The sequence below is a fragment of the Mesorhizobium sp. WSM4850 genome, assembly GCF_055811735.1.
Genome location: NZ_JBVVPV010000064.1, coordinates 1 through 24,936 on the forward strand (window position 1 = coordinate 1; position 24,936 = coordinate 24,936).

Here is a 24,936-nt window from a genome sequence, read left to right on the forward strand (position 1 = left end):
TTTCCATCGCCACCCTGAGCTTCAGTTTGACGTCGACCGTACCGCAGCACGCGTTGCCGATCTCCTCCGCAGCTTCGGGTGCGACGAGGTCGCGACCGGCATCGGTCGAAGCGGGGTTGTCGCGGTGATCCGCGGCGGAACCGCGCCGGCGAGCCGGAGCATCGGCATTCGCGCCGACATGGACGCTTTGCCCATCATTGAGGTGACCGGCCTGCCCTACGCCTCGGCCGTGCATGGACACATGCATGCCTGTGGGCATGACGGGCATATGGCGATCCTGCTTGGCGCCGTGAAGCATCTTGCCGCAACGCGCGCATTTCCCGGTACATTGGTCGCAATCTTCCAGCCTGCAGAGGAGGGCGGTGGCGGCGCCAAGGTAATGGCTGAGGACGGCCTATTCGAGCGGTTCGACATCGAAGAGGTCTACGCTCTTCACAATCTGCCGGGAATGGAGGTGGGTACCTTTGGCCTGTCGAGCGGCGTCATGCTCGCCGCATCCGACCGCTTCGATATCCAGATCATCGGTAAGGGCGGACACGCGGCCCGGCCGCACGAAACCATAGACCCGATCATGGTCGCCAACCACGTGCACAGCGCACTGCAGACAATCGTCTCGAGGGGCGTCGATCCTATTGACCCGGCCGTGCTCTCAATCACGTCCATCCACGCCGGCGATGCCTACAACGTCATCCCGTCCGAGGTCGTGCTGAAGGGCACTGCCCGCACCTTGTCAGACGCCAACCGCGACAAGATCGAAAGCCGCGTCCAGGCCATAGCTACCGCCGTCGCCAAGGCATTTGGAGCTGAGGCCGAAATCGAGTATCGCCGTGGCTACCCGCCGACCGTCAATCATCCGGTCCAGGCTGGCATTCTGGGGAACGCCGCCGCACGCGTTGCTGGCCATGCCGCGGTGCAGCGCGAGATGGCGCCAATAATGGCCTCGGAAGATTTCTCCTACATGCTGCAGGCCCGGCCCGGCGCCTTCATCTTCATGGGCAACGGCAAGACTGCCCCCCTCCATCACCCAGAATACGATTTCAACAATGACGCCCTACCGGTGGGCATCGCATTGTGGGTCGATCTGGTCACCGGAGAACGGAACTAGCCTGCGGCAGGAGGTTGATCAGGTTGGTCGAGCAGTTGGTGCTGCGCCGCTGATCCTGCTCAGCCGATTTCACCGAGACAAAATGGGCTCGCAGTACACGATACCCTGCCGCTCATCCAGATTGTTTGGCCCTTTTTGTGGCTACTCGAACTCACTTCCCCACGAGACCGGGTTGCGTTCTTTTGCATTGCTCCCGATTGTTTTAAGCCTTGGCATCGAGGTGAATCTGCGTCTGCCACACATGTGCACAGATCCTGCCCCCGTCGTCCCGCACTATAGTGTGCCACACAGATGTCTGGTGACCCACGTGGAGCGGTCGGCATTCGGCGGTGATTCTCGCCCCAACGCAGGAGCGCACGAAATTCGACTTGGACTCAAGTGTCGCCGTTCTTTGCGTCGGTCCGAGATTTTGTAGCGCCCCCATCGCGCCGAGGCTGTCCGCAAGGGACATGAGTATGCCGCCGTGCACTGCGCCGCCAGAATTTGCGTGTCGGTGGTCGATGTCGATATGCGCAGCAATCCGTTCTGGGGACACCTCGTCGAGCTCAATCCCAAGGACTTTCTGAAACCCTTGCGTCGGCATGCGCCTGATGTCCTCGTCCTTCCATGGCCCAGGAGCAGTCCGGATAGGATTGAGTTTCGCTTTTTCGGTCATGGGGTTCCGTCACACGGGCGCTCGATGCCCTGAATGCCTAGCAGGGCCAGCTACGGCACCTGGCAGAGTTGTCTCGCAACCTGGCTTTAGCTCGTTTACAAGCTGTGGCCGATCTTACCCTCTGTACCTGAAGCGTCTGAGCCATCGGTGTTCGCTTGCTTTTTCAGCCCGAGCATCTCCCGGGCTTCGTCCGGTGTGGCGATGTCGAAGGAGAGAAACGTCAGGATGTCCCGCATCCGCGTAACCTGCTCTGCATTGGACCGGGCGAGCCTCCCCTTCTCGAGATAGAGGTTGTCTTCCATCCCCACCCGCACGTTCGAGCCCATGGTCGCGCCCATTGTGCATAGGCGGAACTGGTGCTTTCCGGGCGCAAGGACTGACCACTGATAATCTGAGCCAAAAAGCCGGTCGGCGACGTTGCGCATGTGAGTCAAATTGTCGGCCTCAAGGCCGATCCCGCCGCTGAACCCGAAGACCGTTTGGATGATCAAGGGCGGGGTCAGCAAGCCGATGTCAACGAAGTAGGCTACATTGTACAAATGCCCTACGTCATAGCATTCGCATTCGAAGCGTGTGCCGCCCGCGCCGACCTCTTGGATTGTCCTTGTGATGATCTCCTCGGTATTGGGATAGACTCGAGACGGCGCGGCCATAAACAGTTCCGGCTCCCACGCATGCTGCCAGTGCTCGAATTTCTCAAGAACCCTCTGCCTTCCGTAGGGCGACAGAGATCCCATATTCAGGGAGGCCAGTTCCGGCTTGAATTGTAGCGCGGCCGCAATCCTGTCTTCGAGGGTCGCCCTCGGGCCACCACTGGTCGTTATGTTGACGATCACGTTAGATTCTCGGCGCACGCGATTAATAGCCGGCGCGTATATCTCTGGATCGGATGTTGGACGCCCGTCCTGCGGATTGCGGGCGTGGAAATGGATGATGGCGGCCCCCGCTTCCACCGCCCCGATCGCCTGCTCCGCAATCTGCTCCGGAGTGATCGGCAGATATCGAGACATTGTCGGCGTGTGCGCCCCGCCAGTCACGGCGCACGTTATGATGACTTTACGTCCAGCGGCCATAAAATTGCTCCCGTGGTTTTTCTGACGATGTAACCGGAACGCAGAACACCGCGCGAGCCGCGAGAGTTATTTGGAGGAGGCAAAGACTTATGGTCCCGGCCAAACGATCATGGCACCAGCCTGCGAAACGCCGAGCTGGATGGGTGGTCACGAACCCGTTCCTTCGCGGGCCAGAGCACAATGAGTTCGCCGAGCGAATTGTCTGCCGCAGAACGTGAACAACCCTTTGCTACCCGCAGCGAGCAATGTGGAGTTTGACGCGCCGCTAACTCGCGAACGCATCGATCACACGAAGCGCTTGTGGTATCTCCTCAGGCGCTTCCTTATTCGATGTCGACGATTGAAAATGAGTGTGTGGCACCGGGGGCGAGCGGGGCCGGGTATTCAGCAACTGTCGGTCGTCGTTGACGGCTGCGATAATTAGCCGTATTAGCTTGAAGTTGTGTTTTCTTTGCAAGCGTCCCACACCAGCCTTCCGCGGAGCTGGTGGGCGTCGTGAGGACTGCTTTGACTGGCACCGATGACTTTGTCCGCCGGCTAAATCAGGGAAGCCGGTTTCGCATCCAGCAGCACGACCGGAGCGAACCCATTGGCGCCTACCGCTTTCTGCCTCCCCCGGAGAACGCCTCAGGCTTGGTCGATGGCTATTTTGATTATCAAAACCCCTGTCTCACGATTCGGAAGCTGCAGGCAAAGGACCAGTTCTTCGATGACGAACCGGGCCTTGGACGCATTGTGTTTCTGCTCCACCTGTCAGGATCGCGGCGGATCGAGCTTGGCAACGCGCACCAGCATGAATTAAGCAAGCCGACGCTCGCTGTATTTTATCAGCCGCAGGGACTTGTCAAGCGAAGCGTCTGGAACAGCGGGGCCAACGAGCTGTCACTTTCCGTCGGGATTTGGCCAGAGAGGTTGACATCGCTGTTCGGATTTTATCCGATTTGCTTTCCGAGCTTTTCGGGCTCTGGCGGCGGCAACGATGAGGCATTTTGGTATTCTCGCCCGCTCCCATATGCGCTAATGTCGGCGGCCGAGCAAGTGCTTCATCCTGGCATTCATCCATTGCTCTCCAGAAGCTATATTTCGACCAAATCACAAGAACTCCTCTGCCTCAGCCTCAGTACGCTCTTATCGGACGGCGAGTTTCTTTCCCGTCCTGAGCTAGCTGCGTCTCGCGTCGAATACGTCAAGACCATGGTAGATGCCAACCTAAAGAACCCGCCATCCCTGTCGCAGCTTGCAACTTTGCTCGGCGTTTCCGCTGAGGATCTGTCGGAAGACATGCGCCAGGAAATGGGCGTTAGCTACATCCAGCACATTACCAAGCGCAGAATGGAGCGGGCGATGATGCTGCTAGAGGGGTGCAGCATTCCTCTCAAGCAGGTCGCCTACGAAGTAGGCTACGCTCATAGCTCTAACTTCTGCACCGCCTTCAAGCGCCGTTTTGGGTCAACGCCAAAAGACGCCCGTGCTCGGTAAGGGCTGAAAGCCTGCAAAAGCACGATCATCTGTCCAAGGCGGGCCTCGTACGGCCCATCCTCGCAGCTCAGCAGCAGTTCCACTCTCGACGGGATCAAAATAGTCGCCAGAATGCAGAAGCGACAGGCGCGGTACGCCTATCATCGATCTCTGGCCAAAGCAGTTCAATATCCCCGCGTCAGGCGTCACCCGCCGTACCACGTTCGACAGCGAGGGCGTAACCCGACCTCGCGGCGAAGGCACGTCACAGCCAAGAGGCGCACAATGCTGCGCCAATGCCTTGGCATCGGAGAGGCAAGCTCCCGGGGGCAAGGCCAACCCTTTGGACGACGGAGAAGAAAGCAACAAAGAGCGGAGTTGTCTTCCGCTCTTCGGACCTTCGCGTATGCCGAGTTTTTAGGCCAAGTGCATCCACACCGACTTGGTCTGGGTGACGGTGGTCAGCGTCTCTAGGCAGTCACGGCCCATGCCGGACTGCTTGAAGCCGACCCAGATCATGGTCATGTCGCCGTGGTCGAAACAATTGACCCAGACTATGCTAGCCTGGATGTCACACGCAGCCTTGTGAGCAACCGAGACGTCCGACGCCCAGATCGAGGCCGCCAATCCGTAGATAGAATCGTCGGCCATGGCGATCGCGTCTTCCAGCTTCTGATAGGTGAGGACTCCGGTTACCAGGCCGAACATCTCCTCCCGAGCAATGCGCATGTCGTTCTCACGCCGGTGAAGAGCGTCGGCGCGACGTAGCAACCCTTGTCCATGCCCTCTGGTACAGCACCACCCATGGCGAGCTTGGCGCCTTCCCGCTTGCCGATATAGGAGAGCACGCGGTTTTTCTGGTCCTTGGTGACCAGCGGGCTCGACGAATTCGTCATGGATCTTGGCGTCGACAATCAGGCGAGATTCAGCATTGCATACCTCACCCTTGGTTGCCAAAGATTCCGTTGACTGCGTACTCCACGGCAACGTCGAGATCCGGCATGTCGGCGGTGATGATCTGCGAGGTTTACCGCCGCATTCTGTGGTGACGCGCTCATGTTGGATTGGCCGGCATAGATCATCATCAGCTTGTCGACCTCGGTCGAGCCCGTAAGGGCAATCTTGTCCCCATGTGTAACGCGAGAGCCTTGCCCGCCTCCTCGCAGGGATTGGCGACAGCGCCCCCTAGAGCCTCTTTCAATCCGCAGACATAGGCGCTCGGCCGTCAACAGGCCGACTCGACGTCGCGTGGCGTCCCGTCCCTGCCATTGGTCGGATAGACGTCGTCGGGGCACGCCAACAGCACCAGCATACACGCCATTTCCGCCCGCAGATCCACGTAGCCGTCGGGGCATAGTTGCGGTCGCTGCAACAGAATCCCGCCGTCGGCGGTCAGAAGCGTGCGCATGAACAGGTTCCAGGGCAGGGGATATGGGCCACATATACGCCTTGCTCGGCCAATGCCGCCTCGAAATTGGCGCTGCAACTGGGGTGGACTGTGGAATCGCGGAGGATGTGGATCGACACCAAGGTCTCGTCTCTGCGAGGCGTTGCGAAACCTCAATTCCCCGGGTGGTCGCGATTACGAGGTTGTCAGCGTCGGCAGGCCTGGGCGATGAGGTCATTGGGACCCCCGGCGACGCGTCAGTCACCATTGACTGCGACGAGCACTTTGCCTTTCACGACCCCTCCGGCTGCAGCAAGGTTGCGCACCGACTGCCGGGGAGGGAAAGTCGTGATGGTCCGCCCCATGCTGGACAGCGAGAAAGGCAGTCTTGGCCCTGATGCTGGCGCCGTGTGGTCATGACATCGTGCTGATGGCTGTGCCAATCCTGGTATCGTGGCCTACAGCTTCGCCGAACGCGAAGCCGATGGGGGTGGGATCTGGGGGCTGACGCTTGACAGCTATCGTGACTTGTTTCAGCCGGCCTACCTGCCGATCCTTCTGAGTTCCCTCAAGATCGCCACCTATTCGACCCTAATCTGTTTGCTGGTCGCCTATCCAGTGGCCTATTTCTGGCCATCAAGGCGGGCCGCCATGCCAAGCTGTTGATGGCTTTGCTGCTCATCCCTTTCTGGATCGACTTCATGATCCGCATGTCGGCCTGGATGGTGCTGTTTTGAGCGCAAGGGCGCGATCAACAACTTGCTTCTCGGCTTGGGGTTGGCCGACGAAACAGTGCGCATGCTGGGCACCTATCCAGCGGTGCTGGTGGGCATGCTCTACGCATTCCTTCCGACGGCAGTGCTGCCCATCTACGCGGTCCTGCAAGGGATTGATCGGCGGCTGCTGGAGGCTGCTGACGACCTGGGTGCCGGGCTTTTCGAAGCTTTCTGGCGGGTGACCCTGCCGCTGTCCCTTTCCGGGGTGATGGCGGCCGTTCTGTTTATCTTCGTGCCGGCCATGGGAGTGTTCGCCATCCCGGTCCTGTTGGGGGGCGGCAAGAGCATTATTCTGGGAAATCTGAGTGTCCACTTGTTCCTCGACTTCCGAAACATGCCGCTGGGAGCGGCGGTTTCGGTGGCATTGCTGGTCATCTCGTCGTTCATCATTGCCTTCTACGTGCGCCTGCTGCGCCGAGTCGAGGAGTGCGGGCATGAGATTTCATCTCCTGGGCCAGTTCGTGCCCGTGGTACGGTTCTTCCTGTTCGCGCCGCTGGTCGTGCTGGTGCTCTATTCCTTCAACGCGGGGCGATCGACCGTCGTCTGGACGGGGTTCTCGCTGGATTGGTGCGAGCAGACACTAACCGACTGGGCCTTGCGTAACAGCCTGAAGGTGAGCGCTATCATCGCTGTTGTTTCGGCCCTGATGGCGACGACCCTTGGCGGGCTGGCGGCTCTGGCCGTGGTCAAGCACCGCTTCGCAGGCAAAATTGCTGTCCACAGTGCTCAGATCGCCCCTGGTGCTGCCCGAGATCGTGCTCGCGGTCGGCATTCTGGTCGTCACCATCTGGTCCGGCACGTACGACGTTCACCTATGAGGCAACGGTCACGCTGCCCCCCGCCGGGTACTCCGTCACGCCGACCCGCACGACGACCTGCCGACATGCTGCCGGATAAGGCCATCGCTTCATCCAGCGTGCTCTCGGGGAACCAGCACCACCCGATCGCGGGATCGAATGGCGACGGCAAGTGGATCGGGCGAACCCACCTCGGCAATGAATCTCTCGCGATCGCCGGCGTCAGGCCAGGATCGGCGCATTGCTGGATCAGGGCGGCGTCGATCATGTGCGTCTCCAGCTCATCTGTTGAAGGCGATGACGAGCGGCTGCCTGAAAAGCCCCGCCCAGGCGATCGTTCTGGCGTTCTGGATGGCAACGAAGGAGGTGCCGGCGGTCCACCAGCTATTACCAATGGCGACTATGGCGTCAGGCGCTTGCAGCATCGACTGCAGGACGGGCCAGCCGACGAGCTGCTCATAGCAGATCCGCCGGGGCTGGCGAGCTCGACAACGGGATTGGTGAAGAGATGTGATGCGCCGCCGCCCTGCCCCATCAAGCCGCGCCAGGGCTGCCACATTAGGCAGAGACCGGCATGCGCTCGCGATAAAGGATGCCGGCCTGATGTGCCGAGACTTTGACCAGGACGTTGTCGTATCCCTGCGGGTAATCACCGCCGCACCCGCGATCACGGTGACGTCGCTGCCGGCGAGCGCGTCGCGCCGAAGGTGCTCGACCGTCGGCGTCCAGAACCCGAGCGCGCTTTCCGGAAGCACGACGATCTCGTCACGCACGCGCGCGACTCGCATGACCGTGGCGATCAGGTCGAGCGTGCCGTCGCGGACCGAGGCTCTGCCCCATTTCCAGGTCGACACCCCGGAACCCGCCGGGGAGGGGAGGTGCTGTCCACGATGCGCCGGACCACAGCCAGATCCCTACAGGGCGATGGCGGTAGCCGGCCATGCTCTCGTCGTCATGACGATGAGGCCGGCTGCGGCGACCGCAAGACCCAGCCATCCCCATCCTCGAAAGATCACGCCGGTCCGCCATCAGCGGATGCGCCCAACCAACGATCCCGAAGGTCGGCACTGTCATATTCACGGCCGCCAAGGCAAACCGCGCCGCCCTCCCCCATCCCGGACGCTGCGTCCAGAGAACCGTATGGACGGCGACGAAGGTCAGCGATGCCGCGACCCATAAAAGCAGGCCGGGCCAAATATCCGAGCCGTAGAAATTGGCGACGCCCTGCGGCAGGCCGCGCGAGGCCGCAAGGAAATAGGCCGCCGAGACGAGCGCGGCGACGATGCGGCTGCGCGCCAACGCCCACAGCGCCGGAAACATCATCGCCAGCAGCAGCGTCAGCGGGTCGCCGCTCCAGGCGATGGCGCCGAAGAGCGCTGCGAGTGCGATCAGCACCGCGCCGTGCGCCATATCATGGCTCGAAAGTGAGGAGCGGCGCGCGCGGCCGAGCAAGCCACTGGCAGGGATCGGCCCGAAATATCGTGAGTCATAAGAACCTGCGAAATCGGAGTGAAGAAAGAGGAAGCCGGCCGGGACTTGCCCGCCGGCGAAGTGCGTGAGCACCCTACCCGCGGCGTCGCTTGGCTGAACATCGGAATGCGGAAGTGGCCAGCTGTCGATCGAGACGTCGGCGCCTATCGCGGTTCGCTGGCCTTCGGCGGCGACGACCGACTTGATCAGGGGACTGAACCAGCCCGGACACAGTCCGCGGCCGAGATAGCTGCGCTCCCGCGCCATCCGGAATGCCGCCGTGTCCGGCGGGCAGATGAAGACGAGATCACCACTGCCGCCGCCCGTTCGATGCGCCATAGGCCGAGCTGGATAGCTGCGCGTGAGATTGACACGAAGACCCTCGAGCCAGGCGACGCATGCGAGCAAGACGAGCCCTGCGGCCGCGATCTGGATGATTATAATGGCGCGGAGCCTCCTCATTGCTTGAGCACTGGCGTCTGGCGTTGCGTCTGGCGTTGCGTCTGGCGCAGGCTCTCGGTCTGCTTCAGGGTCTCGGCGGTGCGTTCATGAGCAGCGAGTCGCTGGGCGGTCCGCATGACCGGACAGGCCTCGGCGAGCTTCTGGCTCCGCCTGCTGCTAGACAGTCGGCGGCCTTGTCGAACAGCCTGCCCGAGAGCGCGCGCATTGGTGAGCAGCATCCGCTCGCCGAACCGTACCGCGATCTGATTGGTGAAGCCGTCAATTTCGGCCTCCACCACTCTGTCGGCACACCGGCGACAATGCCGGGATATCGTCGAAACGCCAAGACCCTTGGCCTGCTCCTCCGCCTCGAGCTTCCTGTACGGCCGCCTTCCCCAGGCTGAGATAGCGCTCGATGTCGCGTTTCAGCGACGGCACATTGAGCTCAGCGATGCGCCGCTCCTCGCGATCGGACAACACCGCGTGGAAATTCACGGCGCGGAACGCAGTCTCCGGATCGACGAAGACATAGCGGAAGTGGGTCGAGACCGCCTCCCGTTGCTTGGTGACGGCGGGATCGGCGCTAAGCTTCTCCTCCACCGTGTCCTTTATTGGCTTGGCGAACGGGGTGACGCCGGCGACCATCGGTCCGGCCTCCTTCAGGTTTTTAGTTTAGCGCGGATCGAACAGGCCAAGGCGTTCGCCCACTCCGCGCAGGCGGAGCGCCAGATCCGCGAGTTTTTGCTTCTGCCGGATCGTCCAGGCGACGCGATTGCTGAGCAGCGTGGGGCGACGCGAACGATATGCAGGCGGCGGTTTTCGGCGAAGCGGAGCCCCTGCCGGTAGAGCGTCCCGCGCTCGTAATCGAGCGTGGTGTCCTTGGCGTTGTGCCGGGACAGAACCTTGACTAGCCCGCTGAAACCGAGGGATTGAGGCTCGTAGCAGAGCGCCACGACCTCGCGATGCCGGGTTATCGCCACATAGGTTAGACGCCGGTTGCGTGAAAGCGAAGCGAGCACCTTCACGTGATCTACGGTGGCGCCCTGAATCGTGGTGGCGTAGCCGTAGTCCAGGTTGCGGTAGAGGTGCTGATCGACGACGACGTGACGACGCTGATCGCCCTCGCCGATCGCCGCGGCGATGCGGCTGGGCTGGCCTCGAGGATCCAGCCGATCGTGCCGTTCTTAACGCCGAGCGCGCCGTCGTTCTGCAGGAAGACGATCTGGTTCCCGACGTCGAACTTGCCGGCGCCGTCCTCGGTCCGGAACACGTGTCCCTCGCCGACGAGGCCGCGCACGACCAGCTTCTCGCGCGCCATCGTGTTGAGCATGTGCATGTCGCGGCGCAGATGGGCCAGGATATCTGATCGGACGGCCCTATCCGATCGAGGCGTTCGCGAAGGAGGTTGGCCGAGCCGCACCGAGGCCAAACGCAGCGAGTCGACGCCGCGGACCTCGATAGCGAGGCCCCAAGCTGCAGGCCAGCACGAGCAGGCCGCCGCTTCGCGGGCATAGCGCTCACTCTGCCGATTCAGCGGCTGGTCCTGACCAAACTTCTCGAACAGCACAGACGGCCCTCACCGAGCTGTCGCCGCCGCCGCGGCCGCCGAGGGCTGACGCGCAGCCCGGCGTCAGGCAAACAGTTGCTGCGGGAAAGCGCATACCGGCGAGCTACAGCACAAACCGACGAAACCGCATGAGAGGGATCAAATCTTCAGTTAGCTTGACATGGATTCAAGACGACTGGGATTATCGGCGTTTTCCTGCCGTCCCCGAACGTGGTGACGAGCAGACGATCGCCGAAGCTTTAAAAAGGCTGATCTCGGCGCAGAAGGGGCCACTCCATTCGCCTGTGCCGAATTTGCCATAATCGCCTCGCGGAATCCATGTGAGCGGCAGAGTGAATCCCAGCGGTTCGCTAGACTAATGCGGAAAACTCTGGTCACGATTCGACGCGTGTTCGGCCTTGGGGATCCCGATTCCAAAATACCGCGTGTGGGCGATATCGAGGATGCGATTGACCAAGCTCGAGAAGCTGTGTCCGGCGGTCGTCGCAGCCAGGACATAAGTGGTGCACATACCGAGCGCCGGCATGGCGTTGATTTCCAGGACAAAGGGCTGGCCAGAGCGGTCGATCCGGAGGTCGACGCGGGCGTAATCCCGGCACTGGCAGGCATGGAAGGTCGCAACCGAAATATCCCGCAGCACCGTCGCAAGCTTGCTCCCGATGTGCGCCGGGCAAATCCGCTGGGGCGCAGCGACCGCCATGTTCTTCGCTTCCCAAGTCATAAGACGCGTTTCGCGGTCGCCGAAGTCCTGCTCCACCAGAGGCAACACCTCGAGCTCTTCGTTTCCCAGCAGCGCGACCCAGATTTCCCGCCCATCGATGTATTCTTCCACGAGCGCATCCTGCCCAATCTGCGTGACGATCACTTCTACTGCGTGCCTCAACTGAGCGGGCTCATGGACGAGCTGCAATCCGCGGCTGGCGAATCCGTGACGCGGCTTCACTACCACTGGGAATCGCAGGTCGCCGGTACTCTCGGTGCTGCGACGCATCACGCGAAAGTTCGGCGTCGGCACGCCGGCATCGCGAATGAGCCTCTTGGTGATGACCTTGTCGAGCGCCAGCCCATGCCCGAGAGGGCTCGATCCGGTGTACGGGACGCCGGCCATCTCGAGCATGGCCGGAAGGTGGGTGGAACGGCACTCGCCCTGAATTCCGTACGCCATGTTGAAGACGATTCCGGAGGGACGGGCTCGCGGATCGGGTGGCATGAACCGCTCGAGCGCAGCGAGCAGTTCTTTATCGCCTTCGCACAGCAGCGTCTCGTGGCCGCCCTCTTGCAGTGCCGCCATCACGCTTTCGACCGTCTCGCGGTCGTAGAGCTCCGGACAAGACTGACCGAACCGGTTGATCACGCCCGTATGATCATGGTTCCACACGACGGCTACCCGCATAAGCTACTCCTTGGGTGTTTGCTCCGATCACGTTCATATGCTCGGATTTGGTTGATCGAGGGGAACAACTCGCCTGGACCCCGCGCCCTGCCAGTACGGCCGGCCACCGTCGTGAACACTACAATCTGTTGTTCCGGAACTACGTTCTCCATCAGTCCGGGAAGTGAGGGGCCGCAGATTGTTCCTCTTTGCCAGAGGTCGGAAATGGTGTGATCGACCAGCCGATTAAGTCGACGGCACGCTGAAGTATCGCCTCGGTCTCAGCAGGGCTGGGTGAAGCGGCGATGACATGTCCGATGCGGTCTCGAGAATCGCCTTGCGTAACGATCGGCGTCTTGGGTTCAACATACAATTTGACTTCGGCGACACCTGGTACGGCAGTCGCCCGACTGCCGCCATCGATCCAATCGAGCGTGCCATCGCGATCAGGAACTAGGATCCGCGCGGCCGCAGTCTGCGAATGCCTTCTGCGCAAATCCCATTCGTCGCCGATGACAAGCTTGACGTGCTCGGTGATGAGATCGAGGCCGTAAGCCAGTTGAACCAGTTGAGAACCGATCCCACCCACAAGACGCGGATTGACTTCAATGACGACTGGGCCACGTTTCGTCCAGTTGAATTGAATGTTCGTTGGCCCCCAGCCAAGGCCGAGAGCTCGCAAACAGCTCAACGAAATATCGGCGATACGCTCATGATCGTCATCAGCCAGCGGGGCCGGGAAGATGCCCGCACGGCAGACGAAATGCGGTGGGGGGGCGAAGTCAATCGCGGTAAGCCCAATGACCTCGTTTCCCATTATATGAGCGGTATAATGGGGGCCTTGTACGAATTCTTCGACCAGTATCCTCGGCGAAGACGGCCATATGTGCTTCCCGCCCAACAGATAGGTCGTATGTTCGGCTAACTCATCGACGGTGCGGCACAGTCGGACACCGATGCTGCCGATGCCGACGGCTGGCTTAAGAACCACCGGCAGGCCGATCTCCGCGGCGGAGCGTTCTACATCCGTCGCATTGGCTGCCAAGCGATAAGTAGGTTCTGGAACGCCGGCTTCCGCGAGGAGTTGACGTTGAACGAATTTGTCGCAGCATCGTTCAATGGATGCGGGGTTCGGTCCCGGCAGATCGAAATACCGGCAGAGCTTGGCTGCTGTCGCATAGGACGACTCCTTGGCGCTCGTAATGCCAGCAATGTCATAGGTCTCACCCAGCCGAGAACATTCACGGATCAGCGCATCGAGATTGTCAGTATCGACACGGATTACCTCAATCCTTTCCGCCGCAAGATCGTCGTACCGAGATGGATCAGCCGACAGGGCAATTGGATGAAGACCAAGACGCTGGGCCGCTTGGGCGTATCGCAGCATATTACTTTCGCCTTCAACCAGGATGAGCGCTCTTCTTGCCATTGGCTGTTAACCCTCCATTGCGTGTTGTGCGGCGACCTGAGCTCGAAACAGGCATCAGCTTTATCCGTGCCTGACCTCAAACTTTGCGGTGAAGTTACCACTGTCAGCGATCTGCGGTCGCAAAGATTCTGTAAATTTAGTTTGAAGGATCTGTTGCAACGTTTTGCTTAGCGGCAATGTGGCACCGAGGATCGACGAATTTCTGAGTATTTTCTATCTTCAAAGGACGCTAGCTTGATGTGACCAATGGGAACTAGCAGGCTTCTCTGATTGTTGTTTATGAGGTCAAGCTTCTCCTGGCACTTTTTTCCGGACCATGTCGCCCCGCGGGTCACTCGCTTCTCTTTGCGGTCGGCGTCGGGCCGCCGCATGATGGGTCAGGAGAGCGAGGCGTCTCAATCTGATGAGCGACCTTGGGAGAGTCCTTCCCAGGATCTAGACTAGAAGATGGAAGACAAATGCTAGCCGACCCGGGCGGCCTTTGCAGAAAGGGATTATTGCAGCGCAGGACGGCACGCCGGCCGAGCGTCTAATTGTGATGGCAGGCTGCGCATAATTATCTGGTGGGGCTCATGCGATGCTAGGTGCCCTACCAACTGCGCGCTGACTGGGAGCGCGTTGATGTAATATCGCACGCCGCCAAATTGCACGACCGGCTCATCCCAGCCCGTGTAAAGGCTTCGCGGGTCCTGATGGAGACCAAGACCTGCGCATTTCAGTACGGCCTCTTTCCTGGTCCATAGCTCCAGGAACTTTCGCGTACACAGCTCTTGCGGAATTTTTCTAAAAGTAAATGCCTCTTGTTCGGTAATAACGTGGCAAGCCAATTGGCGGCAATTTGCCAAGAGGCGCCAATGCTCAATATCTATCCCAACCAAGCTCGAGGCTGATACCGCGACGGCGGACCAATCGTAGCTATGAGACTGGCTCACTTCAATATCGTGCCCCAGCAAGCGGGGTTTGCCGAAGCGCGAGGCGGTCACTTGAAGATCGCTCGGTGGAACATGCAAATGCGCAGCAAGGATGGTTCGAAAAGCAAACTTTGCCTGAAGATATGAAAGACGCAGATCTATATGACGAATTTTTTCTGCCCGTTCTCGCTCAACTGGGCTCAGCACTTTTCGCATCTGCCGCATCGGGACCGTCAGCTGTGAATGCCGGAATACCCAAACATCGATTGTGCCCCTCTGCCTATTCGGATGCATGCGTCGCTGCAAGTGGCTCGCTCCACACGCCTTGCCTAATCATCGCAACTGTCAAGTCCGTCTACACTCACCAGCTGCCTTAGACGGCGCGTGTCATCACTGACCAAAGGATAACTTCTACACTGCCGACGGGCTGCGATCTGCAAAGATATACGAACCAAACTCAACGAGTGTGAAATGACCTTTGCGTGCCTTGACCCTTTTTAGAGTTTTCCTTTCACAATTCATATGGGGCATTCATCTGCAATTCAAATTCGAATAAGGTATGCATTTTGGAAGAATGAAGCTTCACCAAATATTCAACCCATTTTCCAAAAAAAGTGGGTAGCTGTCTCCGCACAACAAGTGGCGGAGAAAGCTATGGATTATGTCACGCGCCCGCTATCGCATGGTCAAATGGGCCTTTGGCTGCATCATCAAAAAAGACCAACCGGTAGCGAATACAATCTGCCAGTCGAGCTGCGCATAAAGGCACTGTTCGACATTGATGCCTTGAGGCGCGCCCTCCAGTCGTTGATTGACCGGCATGAAATGCTGCGCACGACCTTTCACCAGGAGGGCGCGCATGTCGTTCAGCGGATTCATCAGACAGGCTCCCTGAGTTTTCATATCGTTCGGCTGCAGAACGCAGACGAGGCGGCCTTCCATCAATCCATCGCGGCGGAGGCCCGCTCGCCTTTCGATCTGGAAGATGGGCCGGTGTTTCGCGCGCACCTGTTCATCCGCAGTGCCACAGAAGAGATTCTCCTCCTCAACTTCCATCACATCATTTCCGACGCCTACAGCATTCGCACGTTCCTGCACGAGTTCGGCAGGCTCTACCAGGCGTGCTGGGGCAACACGGATCTGCCGAATCTGACTATGGCGGCTCCCTACGAGGACTTTGTAGCCTGGCACGAGCGCCTTCTTGCCGGCAATGACGGAGAACGCATGTTGGCCTACTGGCGCGGTCAATTTGTCGATCCAGAGCCCGACCTGGACCTTCCGACCGACAGACCACGACCTGCGCTTGCCACACACACCGGGTCAGTTTACTTCCTGGATATTGAGATGCCGCTGGTCGCGCGCTTGGAGCGACTGGCGCGCAAAGAAAAAGTGACGCTCGCCACCGTGCTGCTTGCTGCCTATTACGTCCTGCTGCATCGTTATGGCGACCAGCACGACATCACCATTTACATGCCTCGCCTCGGTCGTCCGGCAGGAAATTTTTCGGGGACCTTCGGCTACTTTGTGACCTTGGCGGCCCTACGGCAGGATCTTTCCGGAAATCCCATTTTCCTCGACCATTTGCAGCGGGTGCGCCACCTCATGCGCTGCGCGCGCAGGCACGAGTATTTTCCTCTTCCCCTGCTGCTGGAGAAGCTCAAGCTGCCCCCTGCACCTCATCGTAATCCGCTCGCGCAAGCAGTTTTCAACTTCACTCCGGAAGCGGTGAGTTCTCTGGGCTTCACTGCATGTGACGTCGACCTCTCCGGCTTGCCTGCGCAAATCCGGTTTTGCGAGACCGATATCTGGAACGATCTTGATTTTCGAATCCTGGCCAGCAAAGAAAGTGTCCGCCTGCACGTCGTATTCAATGCGGATTTGTGGGATCCTAGCACAATCGAGCGGCTGGCGAAGCACTATCGGTTGTTGCTTAAGGCGATTGCAGATGCGCCAGCGCGACGGATAGGCGACTACAGTCTTCTAACGCCAGAGGAGGAGCACCAGCTCCTGCATGATTTTAACGACACAGCTGCACGTTTTCCGTCCGACATTTGCCTGCACAACCTGATCGAAGCGCAGGCTGCCGCTTACCCAGACAATATCGCTGTCAGCTGCCCATTGGAGGCACTCAGCTATGCCGTACTTGAGGAAAGGGCAAATAGGCTTGCCCGTCATCTAATTTCAAAAGGTGTCCGCCTTGGAGACGTGGTCGGCGTTCTCGTTGAGCGTTCGTGCGATCTCATCATCGGCTTTCTAGCGGTCTTGAAAGCGGGGGCCGTCTATTTTCCTCTCGATCCGCGACTCCCACCCCAGCGCCTAGCCTTCATGGTGCGGGACGCTAGCGCCACTGCAGTGATCAGCAAAGCAGAGCTTATAAAACAGGCGTTCGGGAGAGCCCTATCAGGGCTAGACATTGAAGGTGCGAATGGATGCGCGGTGGTTCTCCTCGACAAGGACCGCACTGAAATCGCTCTGCATGAAGTCACGCCTCCGCACTGCCCTGCTGGCCCCTCCGATTTGGCTTACGTGATCTATACGTCTGGTTCTACGGGACAGCCGAAAGGCGTGATGATTGAACATCGCAGCGCCTGCAACATGGCGGAGGATCTAAAACGCACCTATCAGCTGGGGCCGGATAGCCGGGTATTGCAGTTCGCTTCCTGCGGATTTGATGCATCGCTGTTTGATTTTATGCTGGCCTTATCTTCTGGTGGTCGATTGTGCCTGGCGCCCCCATCAGCGTCGCTGCCTGGAGCAGAGCTTGTCCAGTTCATGCGCCGTGAGCGCATTACCGCTGCCGGTCTTACGCCGACAGCGTGGACCTCCTTGCCATCGACTGAACTTCCTGATCTCACCGTGATCAAGTCTGGTGGAGAGCCCTTGCCGTCGAGCCTCATTGAGGGATGGGGTGAGAAGCGCCGTGTCTTCAATTCCTATGGGCCTACCGAAACGACCGTCTATTGCATAAGGACCGAGGTGAAACCCGACGGGCGAAAGCCACCCATTGGGCGCCCCGCAATCAATAGCAAGGCTTACATCCTCGATCGCTATGGTAATCCGGCACCGGTCGGAGCAATCGGTGAGCTTTACATCGGGGGCGTGGGCATAGCCCGCGGCTACATCAATCACAATGAACTCACGCGGGAGGTTTTCCGGCCAAACCCGTTTGAAGATGATCCGCAATCTAGGCTTTACAGAACTGGGGATCGGGCCCGGTATCGGTCAGATGGCATGATTGAGTTCTTGGGCCGGAACGACGGGCAGATCAAGATTCGTGGCATGCGGGTCGAGCTTGCCGAAATCGAGCAGTACCTGATGGAGCACGAAAACGTCAAGGCATGCTGCGTCACGCTGACAGACGGTCACGATGAAAATGCGAGCCTGACAGCCTACGTGGTGAGGCGACGGGACGGTTCGGAGGACACCGATGAACTTCAGTCTTTTCTGCGCGCCGCGCTGCCTGGCTATATGGTTCCCTCACAGTTCGTGTTCCTCCCGCACCTACCAATCAATCGTAGCGGCAAGATCGATCGGCGCGCTCTTCCCGAGCCGAGAAACGCCTCAAAATTCAAGGCCGCAACTTTACCAACCAGTGGATTGCAGACGGAACTGGCTGAGATATGGAAGGACGTGCTGAAGCTAGACACCGTCAGCGTTGAAGACAATTTCTTCGATGTTGGCGGACATTCCCTGACTATCGTCCAGGTTCAGGCGTGTATCCAAGATCGTCTAGACATTGATTGCAAGATTCTGGATCTTTTCGAGCACCCCACCATAAGAACGCTCGCTACGCATTTGGCCGCAACTCCAGCTGCTCCTCACTCTGCTGAAGATTTAAAGAACACAATTGGTTTGGCCGCAAGCGAAAGCGACCGCAATGCTGTTGCGATCATCGGGATGGCGGGCAGGTTCCCGGGGGCGGAGAATGTCGATCAATTCTGGAGTAATCTGGTTGATGACATAGAGTCCATCGCAGATCTCGATGAACAGACATTGCGAGAAGCTGGCGTCGCTCCCGACACTTTTGGCAGGCCAAATTATGTGAGGCGCGAAGCCGTTATCAGCGGAATTGATCTGTTTGACGCAGCGTTCTTCGGCATCTCGCCTAAGGAAGCAGCGTGGATGGACCCTCAACAGCGAATCCTGCTGGAAACAGCCTATCAGGCGCTCGATCATGCAGGATACGGATCGCGCGAGACTGCCGAGGGCCGAGTCGGTGTCTTTGCCGGCGTGGGGGCCAACCACTATTTCGCTGACCGGGAAGCAGGCCGCGACCTGCTGGATTCAGAGAGGTTGCAGGTCCGCATTCTTAATGGCTGCGATTTCACGGCGACGCGCATCGCCTACAAGCTCAACTTGACCGGCCCCTGCGTGTCAGTTCAGACGGCCTGTTCCACCTCGCTGGTTGCTGTCCACCTCGCTTGCCAGAGCCTACGCAGCAACGAGTGCTATATGGCATTGGCAGGCGGTGCATCGATTTCCCTGCCCCATGGAAAAGGCTATCTCCATCAACAGGGCCATATCTTGTCCCCTGACGGCCACTGCCGTGCGTTCGATGCCAAAGCACAAGGAACGGTGAGAGGCAGCGGAGCAGCAGTCGTCGTTCTCAAGCGGCTGAGCGATGCCTGTAGAGACGGTGACTATATCTGGGCAGTCATAAAGGGGACCGCTATCAACAATGATGGCGCCGCCAAGGTAGGATTCACTGCCCCCAGTTCCGATGGACAAGCTGCGGTGGTCCAAGCTGCCCTCACCGATGCTGAGGTTTCTGCGGACACCATTGGTTACGTGGAGGCGCATGGTACCGGAACCCATCTTGGAGACCCCATCGAAATCTCCGGCCTCACCAAGGCCTTCCGTTCCCACTCCGCGAGGAAACAATTCTGCGCAATAGGTTCGGTGAAAACAAATGTCGGCCATCTCGACGCCGCAGCGGGTGTAACGGGATTGATCAAGCTCGCCACAATGCTGAAAAGGGGCATCATTCCCGCCAGCCTGCATTTCGATAAGCCCAACCCAAATATCGACTTCAAGGCGAGCCCGGTGTTCGTAAACAAGACCTGCACCGCTTGGCCCAAGGGCGGTGAACCGCGGCGCGGCGGGATCAGCTCATTTGGCATTGGCGGCACGAATGCGCACGTGATTCTCGAGGAGGCTCCGCCGCAGAGTGGTGAACAAAGCGGTCGCAGGCTACAAGTTTTTCCAGTATCGGGTGCGAGCGGGTCTGCACTAACCGAAATGCTCCGGCAACTGGCCGGCTTTATGCGCCGCAGCGATATTAAGCACAGCGCAGCGAACATCGCATACACCTTGCAAAAGGGTCGAGCCGCTCTCAGATATCGCACAACTTTCGTGGGATCCGATCTATTGGAACTAGCCGACCAACTCGATCAGGCGGCACTGCAGGCGAGCGCGTCGCGAGAGGTGTCGAGCAGTGAACACCGCATCGTGTTCATGTTCTCCGGCCAGGGCGCGCAGCAGATTGGAATGGGTCGGGAGCTTTATAAAGAAGAGCTGGTATTCCGAAGCGCCATCGATGAATGCGCACAATGGCTTAACGAGCTCGCACATATTGATTTTCGCCCCCTGCTCTACTGCGAAGGCAAATCTGATGGCGAGCTTGAGCCTCAGCTGGAAGCCGTCATACAGCCTGTCATTTTTGCTACGCAATATGCAATGGCGAAGCTCTTCATGTCGTGGGGAATTTTCCCTGCAGCTGTAATCGGCCACAGCATCGGCGAATATGCAGCCGCTCATATTGCTGGCATCATCTCGCTATGTGATGCCATTCGCCTGACACTGAAAAGGGGGCAGTTAACGTCGCGTGTGCCTGCCGGCGGCATTGTCGCAGTCGGCCTGTCGCCCGAAGAGCTCCGGCCATATTGGAACGAAAACCTTTCATTGGCGGCAATAAACGGGCCGCGTCAGTGCGTCGTTTCGGGGGCCGCATCCGAGATCGCAGCGTTTCATGAGCAATTGCAGGCGAAATCCATTGCGAGCAAACAAATACTCGCAAGCCATGCCGTCCACTCATCACTGCTCGATCCAATCCTGCCGGAGTTTAGGAATCATGCAGAACGAATCGAGTTGCAAGCGCCGCAAATACCTTTCATGTCAACGGTGCTCGGTGACTGGCTTGAAGCGGACGTGCCGTTCGATGGCGGCTATTGGGTCCGCAATCTGCGAGAGACAGTGCAGTTCCATCGGGCTTTCGATCGGCTGGTGCAATCGGGCCACGAGTTGCTCATCGAGATCGGGCCTGGCGCAGCCCTGACCAGACATTCCAGGCAGTTCAGGTTAATGAGCGACCGGCAGAGCCCCGTCGCGTTTACAGCCTTGCCAGGAGGCGATCATGGACAAGGCGATCACGCGAGACTGTTACAAACGCTGGGCGAGCTTTGGACCTGCGGCATTCGCATCGATTGGTCTGGCCTGCACGGCCATCAGCCGCCGCAGCGCACCCCGCTTCCGCCTTATCCTTTCGATCGCAAGCGTTACTGGCTCGATGCGGTCGCCAGCAAAGAGCGGGGACAAAACGCGGAATTGAATCAACCGGACACTGCGGCCACACCCGTCGATGCCCCGACCGGAAACGAAGAACCACGCAGCCCGATTGTCTTTGAGATGTCTGGTGAGGCAGCTTTGGACCGCCAAATCGCGGCGGTCTATCGGGACATTTTGGGCTTGGATGACATTGCCGTGACCGACAGCTTCTTCGACCTTGGTGGCGATTCATTGAGCGCCTTAAGCGTCATCAACCGCATCGAGCAGCTCACAGGAGAGAAATTGGCTATCTCCCGGCTGCTGGAACACCAGACACCAAGAGGGCTCGCGACCGCCCTGTCGAAGACCCGCGGAAGCGCGCATCCGAGCGCATTGGTCCCGATACAAACCGGCGGTACGCGGGCTCCACTGTTTTGCCCCCACCCTTTTGGCGGACATGTGCTCTTCTATATACCTCTTTCTAAAGCATTGGGTGCAGAGCAACCGCTTTTCGGCCTGCAGGCACGCGGTCTGAACGGTGAGGCAAGACCTCACCTGAACATTCCGGAGATGGCGCGGGAATATGTTGAGGCCATCAAGAGCGTACAGCCACGCGGCCCTTACCAGCTCGTTGGTTTGTCCATGGGGGGCAGCATTGCTTGGGAAATGGCCTGCCAATTGCGCGACGCTGGTGACGAGATCGCAATCCTTGCTCTGCTCGATGCCAAAGCGCTACACAACCGTGAAGAGTACACAAGCGGGCAGAATCATCTCTTGCTCGGAAAAAGTCCGATTGCTGACAGGCTGAGCGAGCAAGTGGTGATATTGAGCATGCTTTTTCCCGCGCTGAAGAAGCACTGGCGAAAACTGAAATCAATCAAAACCGAGCGTCAGGTCACCGCCTTGCTCAATTTCGGAAGACAAGCAGGCGACATCCCCGACATGAGCGAAACGCAGTTCGATCATCTCCTGGCAGTTGCTGAGGCAAATAAAATTGCGCTGCATGATTATATACCTCGGCCCAACGACAGCAGGACCGTTCTTTTTGCGGCCAAAAACGGCCTGCGTGCAGTAATGAACCAGCCTAAGTTGGATCTTGGTTGGAAGCAATTCGCGCGCGGTCGCCTGGAGATTCACGAGGTTCCAGGTGACCATTACACGATGATCGCTGCGCCGCATGTGAGCATCTTGGCGAAGAAGCTTGAAGACTATCTAAATCGCAACGGCTAAGCGACGGCACCGGTAGCTCACCGGGCCTGCAACCGGCTCGGTCCAAGCTGCCGCAGGCGGAGATGTCAAGCTGTCTGATGAATGCATTATGTTGCTTCCCGCAGTTGGAGATGATCAAGAGGTTTACGACATCACAGTCCTCTGCCGGATGATGATCGCGTCATCACCTGAAGGGCGTTGTTAAATGTTCAGAGGTCGTGTCCCAGGGAGTAGATGCTATGGGGCGAGCGGCGAGGGTGTGGCATCCTTCGGCGCTGTCAAAACCACCATCAGAAGGAGGCGCCCCATGTCGCAATCTTTTGACACGAGCCGGTCCCTTACCGCTCTCGAACAGGATAACACGATCATCGCCGTCATCGAAATCAGCAAGGCGAAGTGGCTCGTCGCCGCGCTTGTTCCGGGTCTCAAGCGCCAGCCGCTGAAGAAGATCGATGCCGACGCGCCAGCACTGTTGAAGCTGCTGCAGCGCTGGCGCGACGAAGCCGGCCGGGCCGGGCATACGATCAAGCGGATCGCCGTCGCCTATGAGGCGGCCGGCGACGGCTTCTGGCTGGCGCGCTGGCTGCGGGCGCACGGTATCGATGCCTATGCCATCCATCCCTCGAGCGTTCCAGTGTCGCGCGAGCACCGCCGCGCCAAGACCGATCGTCTCGACACCGAGCTTTTGATGCGTGCCTTTCTCGGCTGGCTGCGCGGCGAGAAACGTCATTGCTCCATGGCTGCGATCCCGACACTCGAAGAGGAGGACGCGCGGCGGCCGAACCGCGAGCGGGGGACTCTGGTCGGCGAGCAGACGCGGCTCATCAACCGCGCCAAGGCGATCCTCGCCCGCTTCGGGGTCCGCAGCTTCCGGCTGAGCCTGCGCCAGGCGGCGGACAGGCTGGAGAGCATCCGAACGGCGGAGGGAACGCCGCTGCCGGACAACACCCGCGCCGAGCTCTACCGCTTCCTTGAGCGCCTTAACCTCGTGCGCGCGCAGATCCGCGCCATCGAACAGGAGCGCCTGCGCCGGCTGGCGGCTCCGGCTCCGGCTCCGGCTGCGGAGAACGGTCACGCGATGGTTCGCCTGCTGGCGCGGATCATCGGCATCGGCGTCGAGACCGCCGACATGCTGGTCCACGAGATCCTGTCGCGCCCGTTGCGCGACCGCCGCGCCGTGGCGCGCTATGCTGGGCTGACAGGGTCGCCAGACGAGAGCGGCCAACGCCGCCGCGAGAAAGGGCTGGCGCGCGCCGGCAATGCCCGCGTGCGGCGCGGCATGATCCAGTTGGCGTGGCGCTTTCTCCTGTTCCAGAAGGACAGCGACCTGGCCCAATGGTTCCAGGCGCGCACGAGCGACGGCCGCAAAACCACGCGCAAGACGATGATCGTGGCGCTGGCACGCAAGCTGCTGATTGCGCTGTGGCGTTTCGTCACCGCGGGCGAGGTGCCGCAGGGCGTCATCGTACGTGCGGCGTGATGGAGGCACGTGGGAAGAGGGAGAACAAGGCACACCCCAATTGGCGGGCCCGCAGCAGGGTCTGCCGATGACGATCCGAGGTGGCGGCAACCCGAAGCTACACATGGTCCTTCGGACCGCCGGCGTAGAATGGGCCCCGCCGCCCCGGAGCTTCGCCACCGATGCGCATGCTGCATCATGGTCAGATCCCACTGCGATCTACCGCATACAAGTCTGCCGCGCGACCTTCGCGCCTGGCTCGGCGAGCTCGCCTCGGAAATCTGTCGTCGGCATTTGGCCCCCACTGGAAACGGCTCGTGCCGACCCGGAAAAGCCTGCCGCCCGTGCTCGTGACCGTCAAGGACAAGTCGCTTCGCGATGGGGGCCTGCGGCCCCACCCTTGACCGTCACTGCGCGCGGCGGCCAGTTCGAAGCCAGGTCGGCACGATAGATGGTCGCCAATCGGCCCGAACGAGGAGATGAGGAAACGAACCAGGAGCAAGCTTGACAATCATCGCCTCATACAGGTGTAGCTGACGGCTTGGTCGCCGCGCTGTCCGGCATGGGGCCGGGCTGATCAGCGTGCCACGGCTGGCAGGCTGATGAGGATCATCAGCTCATTTGGCTGATGGTTTCCAGCGTCATATATCTGGCGCGCTGCACGGCCCATTCGTCGTTCTGTTCGAGCAGGATCGCGCCAACCAGGCGGACGATGGCGTCATTTGGGAAGATGCCGATGACCTCGGTGCGCCGCTAGATCCTTCCGTTGAGGCGCTCGATCGGGTTGGTCGAGTGCAGCTTGGCGCGGTGCTCCTTGGGGAAAGTCATATAGGCAGGCACGTCGGGCTCGGCGTCGTCCATGATTGTCGCCAGCTTCTAGCAGACGCCTACCCACTGCCAGTATTGTGAATTGTACCAAGATGGTAACCTGGATCCGGCTCATCAAATCTGATCTCGAGATCGCCGTCATGCGGGAAGCAGCTGCAGTTTCCGACGCGGTAATACTGCGTGCTGCTGAAGTGATCCGCCTTGGCGTGCGTGAAGCCGATGCTTGCGTGGAAATCGTAGGAACCTTGCTTCGTGGTGCAAACGGCAAGCCCGGAACGAGGATCAATGGAATCAACTTATGTTCCTCACCGCGTACAGGGACTTGCCACATTTCGTGGAGTGAAGACACTTTCGAGATGGATCGCAGGTCATGTCAGCGCCTGCTCCGACCACCCCCTGCCACGCTTCGCACCAACGCCAACCAATCTTCCTTGGTCGAGTTGTGTGCGTCAAGTTCTTGTGTGGATGCCAGCCATTTTGCAAGGAGGAACCTGAAGCATTGGACATGTGATCGA

At 59.5% G+C, this 24,936-nt stretch carries 19 protein-coding genes and 3 pseudogenes; 6 read left to right on the forward strand and 16 right to left on the reverse strand.

The features are described 5' to 3' along the window. Positions 1-1,105 (forward strand): M20 aminoacylase family protein (locus tag AC0L2Z_RS32405; RefSeq protein ID WP_473630307.1); only part of this gene is annotated, 1,105 nt, incomplete at its 5' end. A 202-nt stretch (positions 1,106-1,307) separates the two neighbouring features. Here AC0L2Z_RS32405 and AC0L2Z_RS32410 read toward each other — a convergent pair. Next, positions 1,308-1,760 carry a PaaI family thioesterase gene (locus tag AC0L2Z_RS32410; RefSeq protein WP_473630308.1) on the reverse strand — a complete coding sequence of 151 codons (453 nt, stop codon included), beginning with the start codon at positions 1,758-1,760 and terminating at the stop codon, positions 1,308-1,310. Positions 1,761-1,855: 95 nt separating this feature from the next. Continuing rightward, entirely contained in the window at positions 1,856-2,833 is a 978-nt protein-coding gene (gene kce, locus AC0L2Z_RS32415) for a 3,5-dioxohexanoate:acetyl-CoA acetone transferase (protein WP_473630309.1), read from the reverse strand. A 507-nt stretch (positions 2,834-3,340) separates the two neighbouring features. Between kce and AC0L2Z_RS32420 the strand changes: the two genes are divergently transcribed. Next, positions 3,341-4,312, forward strand: coding sequence for a helix-turn-helix transcriptional regulator (locus AC0L2Z_RS32420; protein ID WP_473630310.1), 972 nt, complete (start codon positions 3,341-3,343; stop codon positions 4,310-4,312). 396 nt (positions 4,313-4,708) lie between these two features. Here the strand turns inward: AC0L2Z_RS32420 and AC0L2Z_RS32425 are convergent. The 3 genes and pseudogenes from AC0L2Z_RS32425 to AC0L2Z_RS32435 form a co-directional block, all read right to left on the reverse strand. After that, positions 4,709-5,187, reverse strand: a pseudogene (locus AC0L2Z_RS32425) (aldehyde dehydrogenase family protein). A 329-nt stretch (positions 5,188-5,516) separates the two neighbouring features. Beyond that, positions 5,517-5,699, reverse strand: coding sequence for a hypothetical protein (locus tag AC0L2Z_RS32430; protein WP_473630311.1), 183 nt, complete (start codon positions 5,697-5,699; stop codon positions 5,517-5,519). A gap of 602 nt (positions 5,700-6,301) precedes the next feature. Next, entirely contained in the window at positions 6,302-6,478 is a 177-nt protein-coding gene (locus AC0L2Z_RS32435; protein WP_473630312.1) for a hypothetical protein, read from the reverse strand. Here AC0L2Z_RS32435 and AC0L2Z_RS32440 point away from each other — a divergent pair. Then, positions 6,477-7,058: an ABC transporter permease gene (locus AC0L2Z_RS32440; protein ID WP_473630313.1), complete on the forward strand. Its 582-nt coding sequence runs from the start codon at positions 6,477-6,479 to the stop codon at positions 7,056-7,058. The two genes, AC0L2Z_RS32435 and AC0L2Z_RS32440, sit on opposite strands and share 2 nt — an antisense overlap. Before the next feature lie 304 nt (positions 7,059-7,362). On the opposite strand, the gene AC0L2Z_RS32445 is transcribed toward AC0L2Z_RS32440, so the two are convergent. From AC0L2Z_RS32445 to AC0L2Z_RS32490, 10 genes are all read right to left on the reverse strand, one after another. After that, positions 7,363-7,494 carry a hypothetical protein gene (locus AC0L2Z_RS32445; RefSeq protein WP_473630314.1) on the reverse strand — a complete coding sequence of 44 codons (132 nt, stop codon included), beginning with the start codon at positions 7,492-7,494 and terminating at the stop codon, positions 7,363-7,365. A 39-nt stretch (positions 7,495-7,533) separates the two neighbouring features. After that, positions 7,534-8,025, reverse strand: coding sequence for a nitrilase-related carbon-nitrogen hydrolase (locus tag AC0L2Z_RS32450; protein ID WP_473630315.1), 492 nt, complete (start codon positions 8,023-8,025; stop codon positions 7,534-7,536). After that, positions 8,018-9,184: a conjugative transfer signal peptidase TraF gene (traF, locus tag AC0L2Z_RS32455; RefSeq protein WP_473630316.1), complete on the reverse strand. Its 1,167-nt coding sequence runs from the start codon at positions 9,182-9,184 to the stop codon at positions 8,018-8,020. Before traF ends, AC0L2Z_RS32450 begins: the two co-directional genes overlap by 8 nt. Beyond that, positions 9,181-9,459, reverse strand: coding sequence for a hypothetical protein (locus AC0L2Z_RS32460; protein ID WP_473630317.1), 279 nt, complete (start codon positions 9,457-9,459; stop codon positions 9,181-9,183). Before AC0L2Z_RS32460 ends, traF begins: the two co-directional genes overlap by 4 nt. Continuing rightward, the gene (locus AC0L2Z_RS32465; protein ID WP_473630318.1) at positions 9,443-9,808 is read right to left on the reverse strand and encodes a BID domain-containing protein; all 366 of its coding nucleotides are present in this window, start codon (positions 9,806-9,808) and stop codon (positions 9,443-9,445) included. The genes AC0L2Z_RS32460 and AC0L2Z_RS32465 overlap by 17 nt, the downstream gene beginning before the upstream one ends. Positions 9,809-9,822: 14 nt before the next feature. After that, positions 9,823-10,188, reverse strand: a complete 366-nt coding sequence (locus AC0L2Z_RS32470) for a hypothetical protein (RefSeq protein WP_473630319.1) — start codon at positions 10,186-10,188, stop codon at positions 9,823-9,825. Between the two features lie 5 nt (positions 10,189-10,193). After that, complete coding sequence (locus AC0L2Z_RS32475; RefSeq protein WP_473630320.1) at positions 10,194-10,730, reverse strand: hypothetical protein; 537 nt, start codon at positions 10,728-10,730, stop codon at positions 10,194-10,196. Between the two features lie 355 nt (positions 10,731-11,085). After that, positions 11,086-12,123, reverse strand: a complete 1,038-nt coding sequence (locus AC0L2Z_RS32480; protein WP_473630321.1) for a D-alanine--D-alanine ligase family protein — start codon at positions 12,121-12,123, stop codon at positions 11,086-11,088. Positions 12,124-12,274: 151 nt separating this feature from the next. Further along, the gene (locus AC0L2Z_RS32485; RefSeq protein WP_473630322.1) at positions 12,275-13,531 is read right to left on the reverse strand and encodes an ATP-grasp domain-containing protein; all 1,257 of its coding nucleotides are present in this window, start codon (positions 13,529-13,531) and stop codon (positions 12,275-12,277) included. A 494-nt stretch (positions 13,532-14,025) separates the two neighbouring features. After that, positions 14,026-14,658, reverse strand: coding sequence for a 4'-phosphopantetheinyl transferase family protein (locus AC0L2Z_RS32490; RefSeq protein WP_473630323.1), 633 nt, complete (start codon positions 14,656-14,658; stop codon positions 14,026-14,028). A gap of 306 nt (positions 14,659-14,964) precedes the next feature. Between AC0L2Z_RS32490 and AC0L2Z_RS32495 the strand changes: the two genes are divergently transcribed. Next, positions 14,965-22,155 carry an amino acid adenylation domain-containing protein gene (locus AC0L2Z_RS32495; RefSeq protein WP_473630324.1) on the forward strand — a complete coding sequence of 2,397 codons (7,191 nt, stop codon included), beginning with the start codon at positions 14,965-14,967 and terminating at the stop codon, positions 22,153-22,155. 286 nt (positions 22,156-22,441) lie between these two features. Further along, positions 22,442-23,614, forward strand: coding sequence for an IS110 family RNA-guided transposase (locus AC0L2Z_RS32500; protein ID WP_473630325.1), 1,173 nt, complete (start codon positions 22,442-22,444; stop codon positions 23,612-23,614). A gap of 556 nt (positions 23,615-24,170) precedes the next feature. On the opposite strand, the pseudogene AC0L2Z_RS32505 reads toward AC0L2Z_RS32500, so the two are convergent. Beyond that, positions 24,171-24,469: pseudogene (locus AC0L2Z_RS32505) on the reverse strand (transposase); the annotation flags it as partial. Positions 24,470-24,513: 44 nt separating this feature from the next. On the opposite strand from AC0L2Z_RS32505, the pseudogene AC0L2Z_RS32510 reads away from it, so the two are divergent. Continuing rightward, positions 24,514-24,936 (forward strand): annotated as a pseudogene (locus tag AC0L2Z_RS32510) (hypothetical protein); the annotation flags it as partial.

What these genes read in the sequence shown, in the direction of transcription:
- AC0L2Z_RS32410 (WP_473630308.1), bottom strand. Translation starts at nt 1,760, where the DNA reads ATGACCGAAAAAGCGAAACTCAATCCTATCCGGACTGCTCCTGGGCCA.
- kce (WP_473630309.1), bottom strand. Translation starts at nt 2,833, where the DNA reads ATGGCCGCTGGACGTAAAGTCATCATAACGTGCGCCGTGACTGGCGGG.
- AC0L2Z_RS32430 (WP_473630311.1), bottom strand. Translation starts at nt 5,699, where the DNA reads ATGCGCACGCTTCTGACCGCCGACGGCGGGATTCTGTTGCAGCGACCG.
- AC0L2Z_RS32440 (WP_473630313.1), top strand. Translation starts at nt 6,477, where the DNA reads ATGCTGGGCACCTATCCAGCGGTGCTGGTGGGCATGCTCTACGCATTC.
- AC0L2Z_RS32435 (WP_473630312.1), bottom strand. Translation starts at nt 6,478, where the DNA reads ATGCGCACTGTTTCGTCGGCCAACCCCAAGCCGAGAAGCAAGTTGTTG.
- AC0L2Z_RS32445 (WP_473630314.1), bottom strand. Translation starts at nt 7,494, where the DNA reads ATGCGCCGATCCTGGCCTGACGCCGGCGATCGCGAGAGATTCATTGCC.
- traF (WP_473630316.1), bottom strand. Translation starts at nt 9,184, where the DNA reads ATGAGGAGGCTCCGCGCCATTATAATCATCCAGATCGCGGCCGCAGGG.
- AC0L2Z_RS32465 (WP_473630318.1), bottom strand. Translation starts at nt 9,808, where the DNA reads ATGGTCGCCGGCGTCACCCCGTTCGCCAAGCCAATAAAGGACACGGTG.
- AC0L2Z_RS32480 (WP_473630321.1), bottom strand. Translation starts at nt 12,123, where the DNA reads ATGCGGGTAGCCGTCGTGTGGAACCATGATCATACGGGCGTGATCAAC.
- AC0L2Z_RS32485 (WP_473630322.1), bottom strand. Translation starts at nt 13,531, where the DNA reads ATGGCAAGAAGAGCGCTCATCCTGGTTGAAGGCGAAAGTAATATGCTG.
- AC0L2Z_RS32490 (WP_473630323.1), bottom strand. Translation starts at nt 14,658, where the DNA reads ATGCGAAAAGTGCTGAGCCCAGTTGAGCGAGAACGGGCAGAAAAAATT.
- AC0L2Z_RS32495 (WP_473630324.1), top strand. Translation starts at nt 14,965, where the DNA reads ATGGGGCATTCATCTGCAATTCAAATTCGAATAAGGTATGCATTTTGG.
- AC0L2Z_RS32500 (WP_473630325.1), top strand. Translation starts at nt 22,442, where the DNA reads ATGTCGCAATCTTTTGACACGAGCCGGTCCCTTACCGCTCTCGAACAG.